This window comes from Planomonospora corallina (assembly GCF_042650625.1).
Classification (GTDB): Bacteria; Actinomycetota; Actinomycetes; order Streptosporangiales; family Streptosporangiaceae; genus Planomonospora_B; species Planomonospora_B corallina.
This window is the reverse complement of sequence record NZ_JBHSBM010000011.1, coordinates 250856-267796: the sequence shown is the minus strand read 5'-3', so window position 1 is coordinate 267796 and position 16941 is coordinate 250856. Positions and strand designations below refer to the sequence as shown.

The 16941-nt window shown below is 74.1% G+C and carries 19 protein-coding genes and 1 pseudogene; 12 read left to right on the top strand and 8 right to left on the bottom strand.

Going from position 1 to position 16941, the window contains the following annotated elements:
- The first annotated feature begins 45 nt into the window (after positions 1–45).
- A complete protein-coding gene (locus ACFOWE_RS06145; RefSeq protein ID WP_377285972.1) occupies positions 46–603 on the top strand; it encodes a TetR/AcrR family transcriptional regulator in 558 nt (185 codons plus the stop codon).
- A 70-nt stretch (positions 604–673) separates the two neighbouring features.
- Positions 674–802, top strand: a pseudogene (locus ACFOWE_RS06140) (IS481 family transposase); the annotation flags it as partial.
- Between the two features lie 75 nt (positions 803–877).
- Here ACFOWE_RS06140 and ACFOWE_RS06135 read toward each other — a convergent pair.
- Positions 878–1516 (bottom strand): response regulator, encoded by a 639-nt coding sequence (locus ACFOWE_RS06135; protein WP_377286458.1) that lies wholly within the window; start codon positions 1514–1516, stop codon positions 878–880.
- 70 nt (positions 1517–1586) lie between these two features.
- Entirely contained in the window at positions 1587–2867 is a 1281-nt protein-coding gene (locus ACFOWE_RS06130; protein WP_377285971.1) for an ATP-binding protein, read from the bottom strand.
- 142 nt (positions 2868–3009) lie between these two features.
- Between ACFOWE_RS06130 and ACFOWE_RS06125 the strand changes: the two genes are divergently transcribed.
- Genes ACFOWE_RS06125 through ACFOWE_RS06115 form a run of 3 tightly spaced genes read left to right on the top strand, consistent with a single transcriptional unit; the run spans position 3010 to position 5520 of the window.
- Positions 3010–4674, top strand: a complete 1665-nt coding sequence (locus tag ACFOWE_RS06125) for a PspC domain-containing protein (protein ID WP_377285970.1) — start codon at positions 3010–3012, stop codon at positions 4672–4674.
- Positions 4664–4888, top strand: a complete 225-nt coding sequence (locus ACFOWE_RS06120; RefSeq protein WP_377285969.1) for a hypothetical protein — start codon at positions 4664–4666, stop codon at positions 4886–4888. The genes ACFOWE_RS06125 and ACFOWE_RS06120 overlap by 11 nt, the downstream gene beginning before the upstream one ends.
- A gap of 56 nt (positions 4889–4944) precedes the next feature.
- Positions 4945–5520 carry a CGNR zinc finger domain-containing protein gene (locus tag ACFOWE_RS06115; RefSeq protein ID WP_377285967.1) on the top strand — a complete coding sequence of 192 codons (576 nt, stop codon included), beginning with the start codon at positions 4945–4947 and terminating at the stop codon, positions 5518–5520.
- Positions 5521–5547: 27 nt separating this feature from the next.
- Here ACFOWE_RS06115 and ACFOWE_RS06110 read toward each other — a convergent pair whose 3' ends face one another.
- The 4 genes from ACFOWE_RS06110 to ACFOWE_RS06095 all read right to left on the bottom strand — a co-directional run bounded on the left by ACFOWE_RS06110 (position 5548) and on the right by ACFOWE_RS06095 (position 8708).
- On the bottom strand, positions 5548–6531 hold the full coding sequence (locus ACFOWE_RS06110) for a hypothetical protein (RefSeq protein ID WP_377285966.1): 984 nt from the start codon (positions 6529–6531) through the stop codon (positions 5548–5550).
- Complete coding sequence (locus tag ACFOWE_RS06105) at positions 6528–6740, bottom strand: hypothetical protein (protein ID WP_377285965.1); 213 nt, start codon at positions 6738–6740, stop codon at positions 6528–6530. The genes ACFOWE_RS06110 and ACFOWE_RS06105 overlap by 4 nt, the downstream gene beginning before the upstream one ends.
- 193 nt (positions 6741–6933) lie before the next feature.
- Complete coding sequence (locus ACFOWE_RS06100; protein WP_377285964.1) at positions 6934–7596, bottom strand: response regulator; 663 nt, start codon at positions 7594–7596, stop codon at positions 6934–6936.
- Complete coding sequence (locus ACFOWE_RS06095; RefSeq protein ID WP_377285962.1) at positions 7593–8708, bottom strand: sensor histidine kinase; 1116 nt, start codon at positions 8706–8708, stop codon at positions 7593–7595. Before ACFOWE_RS06095 ends, ACFOWE_RS06100 begins: the two co-directional genes overlap by 4 nt.
- A 150-nt stretch (positions 8709–8858) precedes the next feature.
- On the opposite strand from ACFOWE_RS06095, the gene ACFOWE_RS06090 reads away from it, so the two are divergent.
- The 7 genes from ACFOWE_RS06090 (at position 8859) to ACFOWE_RS06060 (ending at position 16021) form a co-directional block, all read left to right on the top strand.
- Positions 8859–9302, top strand: a complete 444-nt coding sequence (locus ACFOWE_RS06090; RefSeq protein ID WP_377285960.1) for a VOC family protein — start codon at positions 8859–8861, stop codon at positions 9300–9302.
- A 30-nt stretch (positions 9303–9332) separates the two neighbouring features.
- Complete coding sequence (locus tag ACFOWE_RS06085) at positions 9333–10349, top strand: pyridoxamine 5'-phosphate oxidase family protein (RefSeq protein WP_377285959.1); 1017 nt, start codon at positions 9333–9335, stop codon at positions 10347–10349.
- 14 nt (positions 10350–10363) lie between these two features.
- Positions 10364–10807, top strand: a complete 444-nt coding sequence (locus ACFOWE_RS06080) for a nuclear transport factor 2 family protein (RefSeq protein ID WP_377285958.1) — start codon at positions 10364–10366, stop codon at positions 10805–10807.
- 93 nt (positions 10808–10900) lie between these two features.
- Positions 10901–11386, top strand: a complete 486-nt coding sequence (locus ACFOWE_RS06075; RefSeq protein ID WP_377285956.1) for a (2Fe-2S)-binding protein — start codon at positions 10901–10903, stop codon at positions 11384–11386.
- Positions 11387–11526: 140 nt separating this feature from the next.
- A complete protein-coding gene (locus ACFOWE_RS06070) occupies positions 11527–13944 on the top strand; it encodes a xanthine dehydrogenase family protein molybdopterin-binding subunit (protein WP_377286456.1) in 2418 nt (805 codons plus the stop codon).
- The gene (locus ACFOWE_RS06065; RefSeq protein ID WP_377285955.1) at positions 13941–14855 is read left to right on the top strand and encodes an FAD binding domain-containing protein; all 915 of its coding nucleotides are present in this window, start codon (positions 13941–13943) and stop codon (positions 14853–14855) included. Before ACFOWE_RS06070 ends, ACFOWE_RS06065 begins: the two co-directional genes overlap by 4 nt.
- A gap of 248 nt (positions 14856–15103) precedes the next feature.
- A complete protein-coding gene (locus ACFOWE_RS06060) occupies positions 15104–16021 on the top strand; it encodes an SRPBCC family protein (protein ID WP_377285954.1) in 918 nt (305 codons plus the stop codon).
- 7 nt (positions 16022–16028) lie between these two features.
- Here the strand turns inward: ACFOWE_RS06060 and ACFOWE_RS06055 are convergent, their stop codons facing one another.
- Together ACFOWE_RS06055 and ACFOWE_RS06050 are read right to left on the bottom strand one after the other, a co-directional pair.
- Positions 16029–16424, bottom strand: a complete 396-nt coding sequence (locus ACFOWE_RS06055; RefSeq protein ID WP_377285952.1) for a type II toxin-antitoxin system VapC family toxin — start codon at positions 16422–16424, stop codon at positions 16029–16031.
- Positions 16421–16681: a CopG family transcriptional regulator gene (locus ACFOWE_RS06050; RefSeq protein WP_377285951.1), complete on the bottom strand. Its 261-nt coding sequence runs from the start codon at positions 16679–16681 to the stop codon at positions 16421–16423. The genes ACFOWE_RS06055 and ACFOWE_RS06050 overlap by 4 nt, the downstream gene beginning before the upstream one ends.
- Positions 16682–16941: the final 260 nt, after the last annotated feature.

Genomic DNA, 16941 nt, shown 5'->3' with positions numbered 1-16941 from the left:
TCTGGTTTCGAAACCCAAGGTAGCGCAAATCGGTATCATGTGCGCATGACTTCGAGCACACCCGCCCGGCCGCCCGGCCGCCCGCGTTCCGGCATCAACGACGTGGTCTTCGCCGCGACGCTGAGCACGGTCCACGAGCTGGGCTACGCGCGCGCCACGGTGGAGCGCATCGCCGCCGCGGCCGGCATCGCGAAGACGACGATCTACCGTCGCTGGCCGACGAAGGGGGCGCTGATCGTGGACTGCCTGCTCGACGCGTTCGGCCCGGTGCCGCTGGAGGGCGGCAGCCGGGCCGAGGTCTTGTCCTCGGCCATCCGCTGGACCGCGGGCAAGATCGGCGAGCCGGGGGTGGGCGACGCGTTCGCGGGCGTGTTCAGTGACGGCGTCAGCGACCCGGAGCTGCGCGAGATCCTCTCCTCGCGGCTGCAGGACCCCTACCGGCTCGCGCTCCAGGAGGCGCTCGGCGAGCCGGAGCACCGGGTCCTGTTCCTCATCGACGTCGTCGTCGGGACCCTGCTCCACCGAATGGGCATGACCGGCGAGCCGATGGTCGACGGTGACGTCGACGCGCTGGTGGAGATGGTCCTGCCGTTCCTCCGCTGAGGACGTGAGGCCAGGCCGGGGCTCCCGGACGCGGAGGACGGGGTACCGGGGTGCGATCCGGCGGGGGAGCCGCCGGACCCGTCCCTACCGCCCTCAGGCCGACGGCAAGGTCGAGCGCTACAACCGCGCCCTGCTCGATGAACGGGCCTACGCCTCAGAGACCGAGCGTCGCCAGGCGCTCCCGCAGCGGCTGCACGCCTGAGATCACCACCGCGGCCGCTCTGCACGGCCGGCCGGCCGCCGGCCGCGCACTCGGCCTCACGGGGTAGAACGGCTAGACCAGCCGGCGGGCGGTGGCCCAGCGGGAGAGCTCGTGGCGGTTGGAGAGCTGGAGCTTGCGCAGGACGGACGAGACGTGCGTCTCGACGGTCTTGACCGAGATGAACAGCTCCTTGGCGATCTCCTTGTAGGCGTAGCCCCGGGCGATCAGCCGCAGCACCTCGCGCTCGCGCTGGGTCAGCGAGTCCAGCTCCGGGTCGATCGGCGGCGCCTCGGTGGAGGCGAAGGCGTCCAGCACGAACCCGGCCAGCCGCGGCGAGAAGACCGCGTCCCCCTCCGCCACCCGGCGGATCGCGTCGGTGAGCTCCCGGCCGCTGATGGTCTTGGTGACGTAGCCCCGGGCGCCGCCCCGGATCACCCCGATGACGTCCTCGGCGGCGTCGGAGACCGAGAGCGCGAGGAAGCGGACCTGCGCGCCCGCGCCCAGGACGCGGCGGAGCACCTCCTGGCCCCCGCCGCCGGGCATGTGCACGTCGAGCAGGACCACGTCGGGCTGGAGCTCGGCGATCGCCCTCACCGCGGACTCGACGTCCTCGGCCTCCCCGACCACCTCGACCGAGTCGCCCAGCTCGGCCCGGACGCCGGAGCGGAACAACCGGTGGTCGTCGACGATCAGAACCTTGATGGCGCCCATGTGCTCTCCCACCGCTCCTCGTTCACTTCGCGGGCCCCGCCCGCGCGGACGTCCCCGGCCCTGCCGCCGCTCACGCGCTCTCCAGCTTCATGGTCAGCATGACCTCCGTACCCTCGCCCGGTTCGGTGCGCACGCGGGCGCTGCCCCCGTTGCGCTCCATCCGCCCGATGATCGACTGGCGGATGCCCATCCGGTCCTCGGGCACCTCGCCCATGTCGAACCCGGCGCCCCGGTCCCGCACGAAGACCGTGACCTCACCCGGCTCCGCCTCCGCATAGACGGACACTACCGGCGCTCCGGAGTATTTCGCCGCGTTGACCATCGCCTGCCGGGCCGCCTGCACCATGGCCGACAGCTCCGGCGTCAGCGGGCAGTCGCCCACGCAGACGACCTCGATCGGCACTCCGTGGGAGTCCTCCTCTTCGGCGGCGACCCGCCGTACGGCCGCCGCCACCGACGCGTCGGCGTCCTGCTGGGGCTGGTAGAGCCAGTTGCGCAGCTCGCGCTCCTGGGAGCGGGCCAGCCGCGCCACCTCGCGGGGGTCGTGCGCGTTGCGCTGGATCAGCGTCAGCGTGTGCAGCACGGAGTCGTGCACGTGCGCGGCGAACTCGGCCCGCTCCTCCTGCCGGATGCGCTCGCGCCGCTCCCGCTGCAGTTCCTTCCACAGGCCCGCGAGCCACGGGGCGGCGATGAGCGCGACGCCGCCCACGACCACGAGCGTGAACACGATGCCGGGACGGGCCCGGCCCAGCTCGTTGTTGGCCGCGAGGAACCCGATCGCGCCGATGACGACGAGGACCAGGCCGGCGACGGTGCGGACCCGGTTCTTGCGCGCCTGCCCGACGGTCGAGTCCATCCAGCGCCGGCGCCGGTCCGGGTCGGCCTGCTGCCAGAGGATCAGCGAGCCGATGCCGCCGACCGCGATCGGCCACGCGCCGATCCCGCCCGTCGAGGCCCCGGTGAGCCAGCCGAGCGCCAGCAGCGCCAGGCCGATCGCCCCGTAGGCGGCGATCTGGCTCCAGTCGCGCGCCGGCTCCCTGCCCTCGTACGGCGCGCGCGGCGTGAACATCCACAGCGCCGCGTACGCCACGGCGCCGAACCCGTCCAGCACGGTGAGCAGCACGAACGCCAGCCGCAGCACGACCGGGTCGAGCCCGAGCTGGGCGGCGGCCCCCTGGGCGACCCCGGCCACCAGCCGTCCCTCCACCGGCCGGGCCAGCCGGGGCAGGCCGGACTCGGCGGGACCCCCGCCGGGAGCGGGCGCGGAGGCGGGCACCGTGCCCTGAGGGCCCGGGCCGGGCGGGGATGTCGTGTCCGCGGCGGACCCACGCGGCGTCTTTCCGTCAGCCATATCACCAGCATCGTCACATGGCGGCGAGACCCGGCGCATCGGGCGTGCCCCTGAGTCTTCCCTGAGACGGGGCCCGCTCCTCGGGGACCGCTCAGGGACCTCCCGGATGCGGCCGGACCCGCGCAGGGGCGACGATGAGAGCATGACCGACACCGGGAACGCCCAGGACCCGGCGAGCACCTCGCCCGACTCGCCGCCCACCGCCTCCGCCGACGGGCGACGGCGGCTCCTCCGCTGCGACGAGGGCCGCATCCTGACCGGCGTCTGCGCCGGGCTGGGCCGGCACACCGGGATCGATCCGGTGCTGTTCCGGGTCGGCTTCGCGATGCTGGTCATCGCCTCGGGTGTCGGGATCATGCTCTACGTCGCGGCGTTCCTGCTGATGCGGGAGGCGGGCGGCGGTCCCGGGTACGTCGAGCAGTGGACCCGCCGCGACTTCGACGGCGAGACCGTACTGGCCCTGCTGACCGCGGTCTTCGCCTTCGGCCTGTTCATCAACGTGACCTCCGGCGGCATCGGCACCGCGACCGTCGTGGTGGGCACCCTGTTCGCCGTGGCCCTGCTCACCGCCCACTCGCGGGGCGTCGACCTGCTGGGCATGGCGCGTTCCCTGCCCGAGGGGCTCCGCCGTGCGCGCCGTGCCGTGCCCCGGCCGTCCGTCACCGAACCGTATCCGCACGTCCCGCCGACCGCGGAGCCGTGGACTCCGCGGTCCCCTTCGGACCAGGTCCCGCCGGCCGCGCCGGTCGCGCAGCCGCCGGCCCCGCAGCCATCGGCTCCGCAGCCACCGGCCCCGCCGGTCTCGCCGGTCGCGGAGCCGGACCCCGAGGAGCGGCGGCGCACCGTCGAGGAGGCGATCGCCGCGGCGAGGTCCCGCATGACCGCGGCCCAGGCGTCCGCGACGCCCGCGGAGGCCCCGGAGAGCACGAAGGTCCCGGAGGCCACGGAGACCGTGGAGACCCCGGAGACCGTGGAGACCGCGGAGGCCACGGGCGCCGTCGGCACGGAGCCTCCGGCCGTTCCCCGGCCGAGGCCGCTGCCCTCGTTCGACTCCTCGGGCGCGCCCTTCGCCCCCCACGGCCCCTACCGGCCGCTGGACCCCCGCGCAGGATTGTCGCCGTACGCCGACCTCCCTTTCGACCTGGCCGCCTACGGTCCCCCGGCGCGACCTGCGCGACCGGCATCCCGGCCCAGACGGCCGAGGGCGTTCGTCGGGACGATCACGACATTCCTGGCTCTGCTCGTTGGAGGGATCATCATGACGGTCCAGTCCGCCTCCGGACAGGTGAACATGACCGTCGTCGGCGCCTCGGTGCTCGTCACCATCGGCGCCGGCCTGCTGGTCGCCACCTGGTTCGGGCGCGGCGCCGCCCTGGTCGGGACGGGCACCGTCGTCGCGCTCGCCCTGGTCATCGGGTCGACGGTGAGCGACGTGCCGCGGAAGGTCGGCACCTACCACTGGGCGCCCACCTCGGTCGCGCAGCTCGCCGAGGGGTACACGGTGGGCATCGGCGAGGGCAGGCTCGACCTCAGCGAGGTGGTGTTCCCGCCGGGCTCGCGGACGACCGTCGAGGCGTCGGTCTCGGTCGGCGAACTCACCGTCATCCTGCCCCCGACGGTCCGGGCGGAGGTGACCGGACACGCTCGGATCGGCGACGTCAAGATCGACCACGCGGTGCAGGGCGGCCCCGACGTCCGGTACGAGAGAGTGCTGGAGCCGGAGGTGGAGACCGAGGGTGAGGTCGCGACCGTCGTGCTGACCGTCAGGATGGGCATCGGAGACGTGGAGGTGCGCCGTGCGGCCTGAGGTCCGTCCGGATGCCCGGTCCGATCGGGAGCGGCTGAGCCGCTGGCACCGCACGGACTGGATGGCGCTGCTCAGCGGCGTGCTCTTCGTCACCGTCGGCATCCTCTATCTCAGCGTGCCGGACCTGCCCGCGGACGTCATGCTCCCGGTGGTGCTGGGCGGTCTGGCCTGCGCCGGCTTCGTCGCCGTCCTCAGCCGCGCGATCCGCCGCTGAGCCGCCGGATGCGGTCCGCCGGCGGATCTCACGGCCGCAGGCGTTAGATTCGAAGGATGATGGTTCTGGAGTTCACCGGCACCGTCCGCGCCACGCGGAGCGGGCCGGTGGACACGCTGGCGGACGTGGCCGGGATGACCGGATGGGCACGGGCGCACGCCGCGGAGCTGGGGCTCGATCCCGGATTCACCGCCACCGAGCAGCTCCGGCGCGAGGTGGTCGAGCTCCGCCAGTCCGTGCGCGCGCTGTTCGCCCGCGCGGTGGCGCCCGCCCCGCCGAGCAGCGCGGACGCCCACCGGCTGCCGGAGTTCGCCGAGGCGCTCGCCCTGGTCAACTCCGCGGCGCTGGCCGTACCGCTGGCGGCCCGGCTGGAGTGGCCCGATGGCGGCGTTCCCACCACGCGGCAGGTCCCCTCAGGCGACGCGGACGTGTCCGCGCGCATCCGCGCCGCCCTCGCCTCGGCGGCGATCGCCCTGCTGTCCGGGCCCGAGCGCGAGCGGCTCCGCGTCTGCCCGTCCCCGCCCTGCGTGCTGTATTTCATCAAGGAGCACGCCCGTCAGGAGTGGTGCTCGGTCGGCTGCGGCAACCGCGCCCGCGCCGCCCGCCACTACCGCCAGCACAGGACCGCGTGACCCGGACGGGAGACGTCCCGCGGGTGCTCATGCCTTCCCAGGCTCCCCCGACGTGGTGCGGACGGTCCGGCCCGCCGCGCAGAGCAGAGCCACCGCCCCGAGGACGAGGAGCGCCTGGCCGACCAGGTTGGCGGTGCTCGCCAGGTCCAGGATCCGCAGCAGGACGAAGCAGCCCCAGCAGTAGGTCAGCAGCGCGCCGCCGGCCAGTGCGAGCCGGTGCGCCGCGCCCCAGCCGTCGCACCGCGACCACCGGGTGACCACGGCCGCCGCGGCGGCGAGCAGTCCGAGGCCCGCGGCCACGCCCCACCAGCCCTCGGGACGGGCGAAGAACAGTCCGGACAGCACGAACCCCGTCGCACCGGCCACCCACGGGTTCGGCGCCCGCCTGTCCGCCACCGGACTAGGGCGGCGTCCGACGGTGAACGCGGCGCCGATCAGGACGGCGATCACGACGACGGTGCCGGCCCGCTGCGGCGCCGATGCCAGGAAGCCGCTCTCCTCGTACAGGCCGTAGAACAGCGCGGCCGAGCCCAGGGCGAAGACGACGCAGGTCACGGCCAGGCCGATTCCGCCCAGCCACGGGGTGGTGCTCCGGCGGGGCGTCATGGCCTCGATGAGGGCGATCGGGACGCCGATACTCCAGACGGCGTGCCCGGCGACGAAGGAGAGCGCGTTGTGGGCGCTGATGCCCAGCACCGGGACGGGCGCCTCCTTCTGGAAGTCGTGGCCCTCGATGAAGGCGGGGTTGAACAGCGACTGGTCGAGCAGGCCCGCCTCCAGCAGGCCGTACGCCGCTCCGAGCAGCAGGATCGTGGGCCAGCCGCGTCCGGTGCGCCGGGCCGCCTCGCGGACGAGGATCGCCCCGCCGCCGTACATCGGCGCGAGGAAGAGCACGCCCAGGATCTCCGACGAGGGAAGGTTGCCGAGCAGGTACTCGCCGACCAGCGGGGCCAGGAGGAACAGCCCGGCAACGGGCGCGAGACGCCGCACCGGGTCCGCCGTCCGCGTCACGGCTCCTCCCTTCCCCGGCGCCGGCCGTTCCTCCGCAGCCCGTCCCGTCTCCGGCCGTTCCTCCCGTCCTGCCGGTCCCTCCGGCCGACCTCGCTCAGCCCGACGAGTACCGCGACCACCAGGACGATCCCGGCCTTGATCGCAAGGTTTCCGAGGTCGGGCAGGAAGCCGGGCCAGCCCTGCAGCGCAAGGGACTCCGGCGCGATCACGACGGACCCGCCGGGGAGGCCGGAGTGGTCGCGGGCACGGGGGCGGTCGCGGCCCTCACGGAATACGAGTGGTCGGCAAAGGAGTGATCGGTCATGCCGGCGACGGTACGTCCGGGCGGTCCGCCCCCGCATCGGGCGCGGGATCGGATCCGTTTCCCGACTTTCGTCGGAACGCGGTCCCGCCGCTCCGACTTCAGAGGGAGCGTGGCCGTACCAGCCCGAGGTCGTAGGCCAGCACGACGGCCTGCACCCGGTCGCGCAGGCCGAGCTTGCGCAGCACCGCGGAGACGTGCGTCTTGACCGTGGCCTCGGTGAGCACCAGCCGCTCGGCGATCTCGGCGTTGGACAGCGCGAGCGCGACCAGCCGCAGCACCTCCACCTCGCGCTCGCTCAGCCCGTCGAGACCGGGCGGGGGCCCGGTGGGATCGGGTAGCGCGGCGGCGAAGCGGTCGAGCAGCCTGCGGGTGACCGACGGCGCCAGCAGCGCGTCCCCCCGTGCGACCACCCGGACCGCCTCCACCAGTTCGGCAGGACGCGCGTCCTTGAGCAGGAAGGCGCTCGCCCCGGCGCGCAGCGCGGCGAACACCGCCTCGTCGACGTCGTAGGTGGTCAGGATGATGACACGGGCCGGGCTGCCGGAGGCGGCGATCCGCCGGGTCGCCTCCAGTCCGTCGACGCCGGGCATCCGCACGTCCATCAGCACCACGTCGGGCCGGAGCGCCGCGGTCAGCGCCACCGCCTCGCGGCCGTCGCCGGCCTCGCCCACCACCTCGAGGTCGTCCCTGGCGTCCAGGATCATCCGGAAACCGCCGCGGACCAGCGCCTGGTCGTCCGCCAGGAGGACCCGGACGCTCATCGCACCGCCTCCAGCGGCAGCCGCGCGTGCACCCGGAACCCGCCCGCGGGCAGCGGGCCGGCGTCGAGCGTGCCGCCGAGCATCGCGGCACGCTCGCGCATCCCGGCGATCCCGCGGCCGTGGACGCGGGCGGCGTCACCGCCGCCCTCCCGGGGGGCGCCGCGGCCGTCGTCGACGACCTCCAGCTCCAGCGTCTCCGCGGAGGTGCGGACGGTCACCTCGGCGCGGTCGGCGGCGGCGTGGCGCAGCGTGTTGGTGAGCGCCTCCTGAACGATCCGGTAGGCGGAGAGGTCGACCCCGGCCGGCAGCGGGACGCCGCCGGGTCCTTCCCTCCGGACCACGACCTTCAGGCCGGCGGCGCGCAGCGGCTCCACGAGCTCCTCGAGCCGCTCCAGACCGGGTTGCGGATGCGGCGGCTCACCCTCCGCGCCCGGCCGTACCGAGGCCAGCAGACGGCGTAGTTCACCCAGCGCTTCGCGGCCCGCCGACTCGATCGAGCGCAGCGCCGCACGGGCCTGGTCCGGGCGCTCGTCGAAGACGTCGTCCGCGGCGGCGGCCTGCACCACGATGACCGAGACGCTATGCGCGATCACGTCGTGCAGCTCCCGGGCGATCCGGGCCTGCTCCTCGCCTGCCGCCCGGCGGGACGCCTCCTCGACCGCCGACCGCCGGCTGCGCAGGGCCTCTCCCAGCGCCCAGACCACGATCGGGAACACCATCGCGAACTGCGCGTCCTCCACCGGAGCGGTGAGGAAGTTCAGCGCGGTGAGGGCGAGCAGCGCGGCCAGCGCGGGCAGTGAGAAGCGGGGCGGCCGGACGGTGGCCAGTGAGCCGAGCGCGACCAGACCGGCGACCGGGAACACCCCGTGGGGCGCGAGGAGGTGGACGACGAGCCCGCCCGCGAGCGCGACCGCCATCACCGGCACCGGGCGGGAACGCCGCCACCACAGCACCACGCTCTGCGTCACGGCGATGAGCTTCCCGGCGACCACCAGCGGGACCGGGTGCGCCGCCGCGTTCTCGTCCACGATCGCGACCAGGAACCACATCACGACGAGTGTGACCGCGACGTCGGCGGCCCGGCGGAGCAGGTGGCGGGGCGAACGGCGCACGCGGGGAGTATCCCACAACCCCTCCTTCCATCATGATCACTATGTGATGCACATCACACGAATATAACGGTAAAGAATTAATTTTTCCGTTAGGGTCTCCCTGTAGACCTAACGGAACAGACCGTTAGGGAATGCGATGGGAGAAACGCGATGACCTTCCGGACCGGCCACATCGGCCTCAACGTCTCCGACCTCGACACGTCCCTGGACTTCTACCGGAAGGTCTTCGGCTTCGAGGTGCTCGGCGAGTCGCACGAGGAGGGCCGCCGCCACGCCTTCCTCGGCCTCGACGGCACGCTGGTGCTGACCCTCTGGCAGCAGAGCGAGGGCCGCTTCGCCGCCGGTCTGCCCGGCCTGCACCACCTGGCCTTCCAGGTGCCGGACATCGAGGCGGTACGGCGGGCCGAGACGGTGGTGCGGGGGCTCGGAGCCGTGCTCCACCACGACGGCGTCGTCCCGCACCGCGAGGGATCGGCCTCCGGCGGCGTCTTCTTCGAGGACCCGGACGGCATCCGGCTGGAGATCTACGCGCCCGACGGCGCCGGGGACCGCCCCGCCCCCAGCGGTGAGGCCCCCACCTGTGGCTTCTTCTAGAAAGGCACGTCCCGCGAGGAGGGAGTGGTGATGAGGCACCCGGGAGAGATCGCGGTGCAGCGGCGGGCCGGGGTGCGGCCCGGAGACTGGGGATCGGCGCGCGCCCGGGCGGAGATCCCCGCCGTGGCGGGCGACTTCCTGCGCGCGCAGCGCATGGTCGTCATCGGCGCCGCCGACGCCTCCGGCCGGGTGTGGGCGAGCGCGCTGTCCGGGCCCGCGGGCTTCGCCGCGCCCGACGGCGACCGCACCGTCGTGGTCCGCGCGCTGCCCGGTCGGCACGACCCGCTGGCCGTGCTCTCCGAGGGCGTCCCCCGCCCGGACCGCGGCGCTGCCCGCGGCCCCGGCACGGACGCGGAGACCGCTCCCGGTCCGGAGACCGCTCCCGGCGCGGACACCGGGCACGGCGCGGACACCGGGCACGAGATCGGGATGCTCGCCATCGAACCGGCCACCCGGCGGCGGATGCGGGTCAACGGCCGGGCCCGCCGCCACGGCGACCGGCTGGTGGTCCGCACCGACCAGGTCTACGCGAACTGTCCCAAGTACATCCGGGTCCGGGAGATCAGCGGAGAGGACGCCGGGCCGGGGCACGGGCCGGGCCCGGCGGTGTCCCGGACGGACACGCTCACCGCCGGGCAGCAGGAGTGGATCGCGCGGGCCGACACCTTCTTCGTGGCCACCCGGGCCCCCGGCCTGGGCGCCGACGTCTCCCACCGGGGCGGCGGCCCGGGGTTCGTCCGGGTCGCCGGCGACCGGAGGCTGGTCTGGCCGGACTACCCCGGGAACATGATGTACATGACGCTCGGCAACCTGGAGCTGGACGAGCGCTGCGGCCTGCTCTTCCTCGACTGGGAGAGCGGCGACGCGCTGCACCTGACCGGCCGGGCCCGCGTGGACTGGGACCCGGGCGACGTCCCCGGGGCGCAGCGCCTCGTCGGGTTCGACGTGGACGAGGCCGTCCACGTCCGCGGCGCGCTCCCGCTCCGCTGGGCCGCCGGGGACCGTTCCCGCCACAACCCGCCCGTGGCGGCGGCCGCCGGCGTATGAGGGGAGGAGGCACGATGTTCACCGAGGAGACGGCCCGGGCCAGGGTCCGGGCGGCCGAGGACGCGTGGAACACCCGGGACCCGGAGCGGGTCTCACTGGCCTACACGCCCGACTCCGTCTGGCGCAACCGCGACGAGTTCATCGTCGGCCGGGATCAGATCAAGGAGTTCCTGGCCCGCAAGTGGAGCAGGGAGCTGGACTACGCGCTCCGCAAGGAGCTGTGGGGGTTCCGCGGCAACCGCATCGCCGTGCGGTTCCAGTACGAGTGGCACGACGCCGGCGGCCAGTGGTGGCGCAGCTACGGCAACGAGCTGTGGGAGTTCGCCGACGACGGGCCGCACAGCGGCCTGATGCGGCGCAGGGAGGCCAGCATCAACGACGTCCGGATCTCCGGGTCCGAACGCCGGATCCTCGGCCCGCGCGCACCCGGTGACGATTCCGTCCTTCCCGTCTTCTGAGGGATGGACGGTTGACCCGGGACGACAGAGGCGTACGTTCGGTGTGAAACGGCTCTCACTTCTCCTGCCCCCCGGGGGTGAACTGGAGGACGTATGCCCACGGTCACCGTCACCGTCGACGGAGTCACCTACGAGGAGGAGGTCGAGCCGCGCCTCCTCCTCGTCCATTTCCTGCGGGACCGGCTCGGCAGGACCGGCACCCCCATCGGCTGCGACACCGGCAACTGCGGCGCCTGCACGGTGATGCTCGACGGCCGCAGCGCCAAGAGCTGCTCCGTGCTCGCCGTGCAGGCCGACGGGAGCGACATCGTCACCGTCGAGGGCCTCGCCTCGGGCGGCGAGCTGCACCCCATGCAGAAGGCCTTCCACGAGGAGCACGCCCTGCAGTGCGGATACTGCACCCCGGGCATGATCATGGCCGCGATCGACCTGCTCAAGGACGACCCGGACCCCTCGGAGGAGGCGGTGCGGGCCGGGCTGGAGGGCAACCTGTGCCGGTGCACCGGCTACTGCACCATCGTCCGCGCGGTACGGCGCGGCGCCCGCGCGATGTCCGGCGAGGAGGTGCCGGCCCCGTGACCGAGCAGCTCGACGCCGACGCCGGGCCCGCCGCCCGGCAGACCACCGGACACAGCGGACCCGGCGGGCCCGGCGGACCGGCGGACCCGGGTGGCGGCCGCGAGGTCGGCCGGGCCCGCAGACGCCGGGAGGACGCCCGGCTGATCACCGGCCGGACCCGGTGGACCGACAACATCCAGTTCCCCGGCATGCTCTACGTGGCGTTCCTGCGCAGCCCGCTGGCGCACGCCCGCATCACCCGGGTGGACGTCTCGGCCGCCCGCTCCCTGCCCGGCGTGGTCGCCGCCTTCAGCGGCCGCGACCTCGACGGCGAGCAGGGCAGCCTGCCGTGCGCCTGGCCGGTCAGCGAGGACGTCGTCATCCCCGACCACCCGCCCATGGCCGTCGACCGGGTCCGCTACGCCGGCGAGGCCGTGGCCTGCGTGGTCGCGACCGACCGCTACCGGGCCGCGGACGCGCTGGAGTCCATCGAGGTCGACTACGAGCCGCTGGAGGCGGTGCTCGACATGACGGAGGCCCTCGCCGAGGGCGCGCCGGCCGTGCACGAACCCGGAAACCAGGCCTTCACCTGGAAGTTCTCCGGCGGCGACGCCGAGGCGGCGTTCCGCGACGCCCCCGTGGTGATCGACCGGACCTACGTCCAGCAGCGCCTCATCCCCACCGCGATGGAGCCGCGCGCGGTGGTGGCCGTCCCCGAGGGCGAGGGCTTCACGCTCTACTCGGCCACCCAGATCCCGCACATCCTGCGCGTCATGCTCGCGCTGACCACCGGCATCCCCGAGCACCTGCTCCGCGTGGTCGCCCCCGACGTGGGAGGCGGCTTCGGCTCCAAGCTCCAGGTGACCGCCGAGGAGGTGCTGAGCCTGCTGCTGGCCCGCCGGCTCGGCAGGCCGGTCAAGTGGACCGAGTCCCGCTCCGAGGGCAACCAGACCGTGCACCACGGCCGCGACCAGATCCAGCGGATCTCCCTGGCGGCGGAGCGGGACGGGCGCATCCGGGGCGTGCGGGTCGACCTGCTCGCCGACATGGGCGCCTACCTGATGCTGGTCACGCCGGGCGTGCCGCTGCTCGGCGCGTTCATGTACAGCGGCATCTACAAGATGGACGCCTACGACTTCACCTGCACGGGCGTCTTCACCACCAAGATGCCGACCGACGCCTACCGGGGGGCGGGCCGCCCCGAGGCGACGTTCGCGATCGAGCGCGCCGTCGACGAGCTCGCCGCCGAGCTGGGCCTGGACCCCGTCGAGGTACGGCGCCGCAACTGGATCACCCGCGAGGAGTTCCCGTACACCACGGTCGCCGGCCTCACCTACGACTCCGGCGACTACGAGGCCGCCACCGAGCGGGCGCTGGCCCTGCTCGGCTACGACAAGCTCCGCGCCGAGCAGGCCGACCGGCGCGAGCGGCGCGACCCGGTCCAGCTCGGCATCGGCGTCTCGACGTACACCGAGATGTGCGGCCTGGCGCCCTCCCGGGTGCTCGGCTCGCTGAACTACGGGGCGGGCGGCTGGGAGCACGCCTCGGTGCGGATGCTGCCCACCGGCAAGGTCGAGGTCGTCACCGGGACCTCCCCGCACGGCCAGGGGCACGAGACGGCCTGGAGCCAGATCGTGGCCGACGCGCTGGGCGTGCCGTTCGAGGACGTCTCCGTGCTGCACGGCGACACCGCGGTCTCGCCGCGGGGCCTGGACACCTACGGCTCCCGCTCGCTGGTCGTGGGCGGCGTCGCCGTGCTGGCCGCCTGCGAGAAGGTCAAGGAGAAGGCGAAACGGCTCGCCGCGCACCTGCTGGAGGCCGCCGACGACGACGTCGAGTTCGCCGGCGGCGCGTTCCGGGTGCGCGGCACCGGCCTCGGAGGGGCGGGCCGGACCATCCAGGAGCTGGCGCTGGCCGCGTTCGCCGCGCACGACCTGCCGGACGGCTTCGAGCCCGGGCTGGACGCCGACGCGACCTTCGACCCGGAGAACTTCTCCTTCCCGCACGGCACCCACCTGTGCGCGGTGGAGGTGGACACCGAGACGGGCGCGGTGCGGATCCGCTCCTACGTGGCCGTGGACGACGTGGGCCGCGTGGTGAACCCCCTCATCGTCGAGGGCCAGGTGCACGGCGGCATCGCGCAGGGCATCGGCCAGGCCCTGTTCGAGGAGGCGGTCTACGACACCGGCGGCAACCTGCTCACCACGACGATGGCCGACTATCTGATCCCGTCCGCGGCCGACCTGCCGGACTTCGTCACCGACCGGACCGAGACCCCGGCGACCAGCAACCCGCTGGGCGTGAAGGGCGTCGGCGAGGCGGGGACGATCGCCTCGACCCCGGCCGTGGTCAACGCGGTCGTCGACGCGCTCCGGCCGTACGGCGTGCGCGACGTCCCGATGCCCTGCACGCCCGAACGGGTCTGGCGCGCCCTGAACCGCTCCGGCGCCGCCTCGGGCACGGCCGGACCACCCGGAGCCCGTTCCGAGACCGGCTCCGGCGCCGGGGCCGGGGCCGGGGCCGACGGGGCCGGTGCGGGCCTCCCGGAGCAGGCCGCGACCGACGGAGGTGCGCAGTGATCCCCGCCCCCTTCGACTACGTCCGTCCCACGGCCCTGGACGAGGCCTGCCGGCTCCTCGACGACGCCGACTCCGGTGACGGCGACGTCAAGGTGCTGGCCGGCGGCCAGTCCCTGCTCCCGCTGCTGCGCCTGCGGCTCGCCTACCCCGCTCTGGTGGTGGACATCGGGCGGCTGGAGGAGCTGCGCGGCGTGCACGACCGGGGCGACCACGTGTTCGCCGGCGCGCTCACCACCCACGACGAGGTGCTGCGTTCGGCGGTGGTGCGCGAGCACGCCCCGCTGCTCGCACTGGCCACCGCCACGGTCGCCGACCCCGCCGTACGGCACCGCGGCACCCTCGGCGGCTCCCTGGCCCACGCCGACCCCGCGGGGGACCTGCCCGCCGTCGCGCTCGCCCTGGACTGCGTGCTCGTCACCGCCTCCGCCCGGGGAGCGCGGGAGATCCCGGCGGCCGCCTTCTTCACCGGCTACCTGGAGACCGCGCTGGAGCCGGGCGAGATCCTGGCCGGGGTGAGGGTGCCCAAGCTCGGTGACGGCTGGGGATTCCACTACGAGAAGTTCCACCGGACCGCGCAGGCCTGGGCGGTCGTCGGCGTGGCGGCCGCCGTGCGGACCGAGGGCGGGAGCATCGCGCAGGCCCGGATCGGGCTGACCAACATGGGACCCGTCCCGGTGCGGGCGCACGCCGCGGAGGCGGCGCTGCGCGGCGCGACCCCGGCGCCGGCCGGCTCGGGCGGCGGCGGTTCCGCCGGCGGGCTCCCCGGCGGGGGCCGTGATCCGGTCCGCGACGCCTGCGGGCTGGCGGACGAGGGCGCCTCACCCGTGGCGGACCTGCACGCCAAGCCCGACTACCGGCGCCACCTGGCCCGGGTGCTGACCTACCGCGCCGTGCGGTCCGCGCTCGGCTGAGTGCGGGCTCGGCCGAGTCCGCGCCGCGCGGGCCGTGTGGGCCGTGCGGTCCGCGTCCGTCCAGAGCCGTGCCGTACGGCCGGCGCCCGTCCGAGCCGCGCCCACCGGCCGGGGCGTCTCCCCCTTCCTCGCCTCGCCCCGGCCGGTGCGGCGCTCGCTCTGGCGATGACCCGTCCGTAGTCGTACTGTCACAGATATCGCAGGCGCCGCGGGAGCGGCCCCGGCCGGCTGGTCGAAGGAGTAGGTCGATGACGATGCGGTTCGAGCACGAGTTCACGGTCCCGGTCCCGGTCGAGCAGGCGTGGGCGGTGCTGCTCGACGTCGAACGGGTCGCGCCGTGCCTGCCGGGGGCGGCGCTCGAGTCCGTGGAGGGCGACTCCTTCACCGGCCGGTTGAAGGTGAAGGTCGGCCCCATCACCGTCACCTACCGGGGCTCGGCCGCGTTCGAGGACGTCGACAAGGACACGCACACCGCGGTGCTGAAGGCCTCCGGCAAGGAGGCGCGGGGCTCCGGCACGGCGAGCGCCACGGTCACCGCCCGGCTCCGCCCGGAGGGCGAGGAGACCCGGGTCTCGGTGGAGACGTCCTTCGCCGTGACCGGCCGCCCCGCCCAGTTCGGCCGGGGCGTGATGGCCGAGGTCGGCGCGAAGCTCATCGACCGGTTCGCCGCCGCCCTCGCCGATCTGCTGGCGGAGGGCTCCGCCGCGGAGCCGTCCGCGCGGCCCGCGGAGGCCGCGGGGGTCACGGGGGTCGTCGCGGAGCCCGCCGGGTCCGCCGCCGGGCCGGTCGGCGGACCGGATCAGGCGCCCGTCGCGGCCCCCGCACCGGCGGCCGGATCCACCGGGACCGGCGGATCACCCGGGGAGGGAGCCGGCCCCGGCGAGCCGGGCGGGAAGGCCCACCCCGTCCGCCACCTGACCGCGGTGCCCTCCCCCGGCCGGGAGCCCCTCCCGGCGGGTCAGGCGTCCGCCGCACAGGACCGGCGGCAGGAGACCCACCCCGGCGGGACCGCCCGCACCTCCCGCACCCCCGACGAGGAGGCGCTCGACCTGCTGGAGGTCGCCGGGGTCCCGCTCCTGCGCCGCGCCGCTCCGGCCGCCGCCGTCCTGGCGGGCCTCGCCCTGCTCGCCTGGCTCGCCCGCCGCGTGCTGCACGCCCGCCGTTAGCGCACCCTCATATCTTCACCGTGCGCAGACGCCGCTGCCCGATGGCCGCGATGTCATCGACATCGGAGGTCAGTACGGTGACCGGTCCCGGCGATCGGAGCGCCGTGGCGCACACCATGGCGTCGATGGCGTACTTGTGGCCGTGAAGTCCCGCCTCGGCGAGCAGGCGGGCAGCGTCACGGGCGATCTCCTTCGTGACGGGTTCGACGTTCAGCCTGGACAGGGTCCAGTCATAGCGGGCCCTGTTCAATCTGGGATGCGACACCTCAACGAGTGTCGCGGCGCTGACGACCACGCGGATGTCCTCCTCCTCCGCCACCACCAGCCATTCGGTCAGACCGGGATCCTGGAGGATTGCCTTGGACAGGCCTTCGCAGTCGAGGACGAGCGTTCCCGGCATCATGCCGCCGAACCGCTCTCGTCCCGCACGCCGGGGTCGGCCCGCAGGAGAGAGCGCTTGGCCTCGACCTCGGCACGGTCCACGGGGCCGTGCTGAGACTCGGCCGCCTCGATGAGCTCGCGGAGGTTGTCCCGCTCGACCTGCCGCAGGAGCGCCTCGGAGACGTAGGCCGAGAAACTGCCCTTGCCGATCCGCTCCTGCACGATCTCAGCGAGATGCTCTGGAATCGTGACGCTGAACTTCTTGGTTCCACCACTCATGCCACCTACGGTAGCACTTATCCTACCGATGGTAGGAGAAAGTCGCCTCGGCGATACGGTGATCCCCCCAGCGCTCCCCGCACCGCGCGGACCCTCGCACCGCCAAGCCCCGGACCCGCCCGATGCGGGGACGACCCTCCCTCTCGTCCAGAGGACGTGCTCCTTTCCCGCGCAGAGTGATCCGCACCTTCCGCGCCGCCGTAAAGCACCGGCAAAGAATGTGACATGAATCCATAAGACGGACAATCCTGCATTTAATT

What these genes read in the sequence shown, in the direction of transcription:
- ACFOWE_RS06145 (WP_377285972.1), top strand. Translation starts at nt 46, where the DNA reads ATGACTTCGAGCACACCCGCCCGGCCGCCCGGCCGCCCGCGTTCCGGC.
- ACFOWE_RS06135 (WP_377286458.1), bottom strand. Translation starts at nt 1,516, where the DNA reads ATGGGCGCCATCAAGGTTCTGATCGTCGACGACCACCGGTTGTTCCGC.
- ACFOWE_RS06050 (WP_377285951.1), bottom strand. Translation starts at nt 16,681, where the DNA reads ATGAGTGGTGGAACCAAGAAGTTCAGCGTCACGATTCCAGAGCATCTC.
- ACFOWE_RS06055 (WP_377285952.1), bottom strand. Translation starts at nt 16,424, where the DNA reads ATGATGCCGGGAACGCTCGTCCTCGACTGCGAAGGCCTGTCCAAGGCA.
- ACFOWE_RS06130 (WP_377285971.1), bottom strand. Translation starts at nt 2,867, where the DNA reads ATGGCTGACGGAAAGACGCCGCGTGGGTCCGCCGCGGACACGACATCC.
- ACFOWE_RS06060 (WP_377285954.1), top strand. Translation starts at nt 15,104, where the DNA reads ATGACGATGCGGTTCGAGCACGAGTTCACGGTCCCGGTCCCGGTCGAG.
- ACFOWE_RS06085 (WP_377285959.1), top strand. Translation starts at nt 9,333, where the DNA reads ATGAGGCACCCGGGAGAGATCGCGGTGCAGCGGCGGGCCGGGGTGCGG.
- ACFOWE_RS06080 (WP_377285958.1), top strand. Translation starts at nt 10,364, where the DNA reads ATGTTCACCGAGGAGACGGCCCGGGCCAGGGTCCGGGCGGCCGAGGAC.
- ACFOWE_RS06100 (WP_377285964.1), bottom strand. Translation starts at nt 7,596, where the DNA reads ATGAGCGTCCGGGTCCTCCTGGCGGACGACCAGGCGCTGGTCCGCGGC.
- ACFOWE_RS06115 (WP_377285967.1), top strand. Translation starts at nt 4,945, where the DNA reads ATGATGGTTCTGGAGTTCACCGGCACCGTCCGCGCCACGCGGAGCGGG.
- ACFOWE_RS06090 (WP_377285960.1), top strand. Translation starts at nt 8,859, where the DNA reads ATGACCTTCCGGACCGGCCACATCGGCCTCAACGTCTCCGACCTCGAC.
- ACFOWE_RS06075 (WP_377285956.1), top strand. Translation starts at nt 10,901, where the DNA reads ATGCCCACGGTCACCGTCACCGTCGACGGAGTCACCTACGAGGAGGAG.
- ACFOWE_RS06125 (WP_377285970.1), top strand. Translation starts at nt 3,010, where the DNA reads ATGACCGACACCGGGAACGCCCAGGACCCGGCGAGCACCTCGCCCGAC.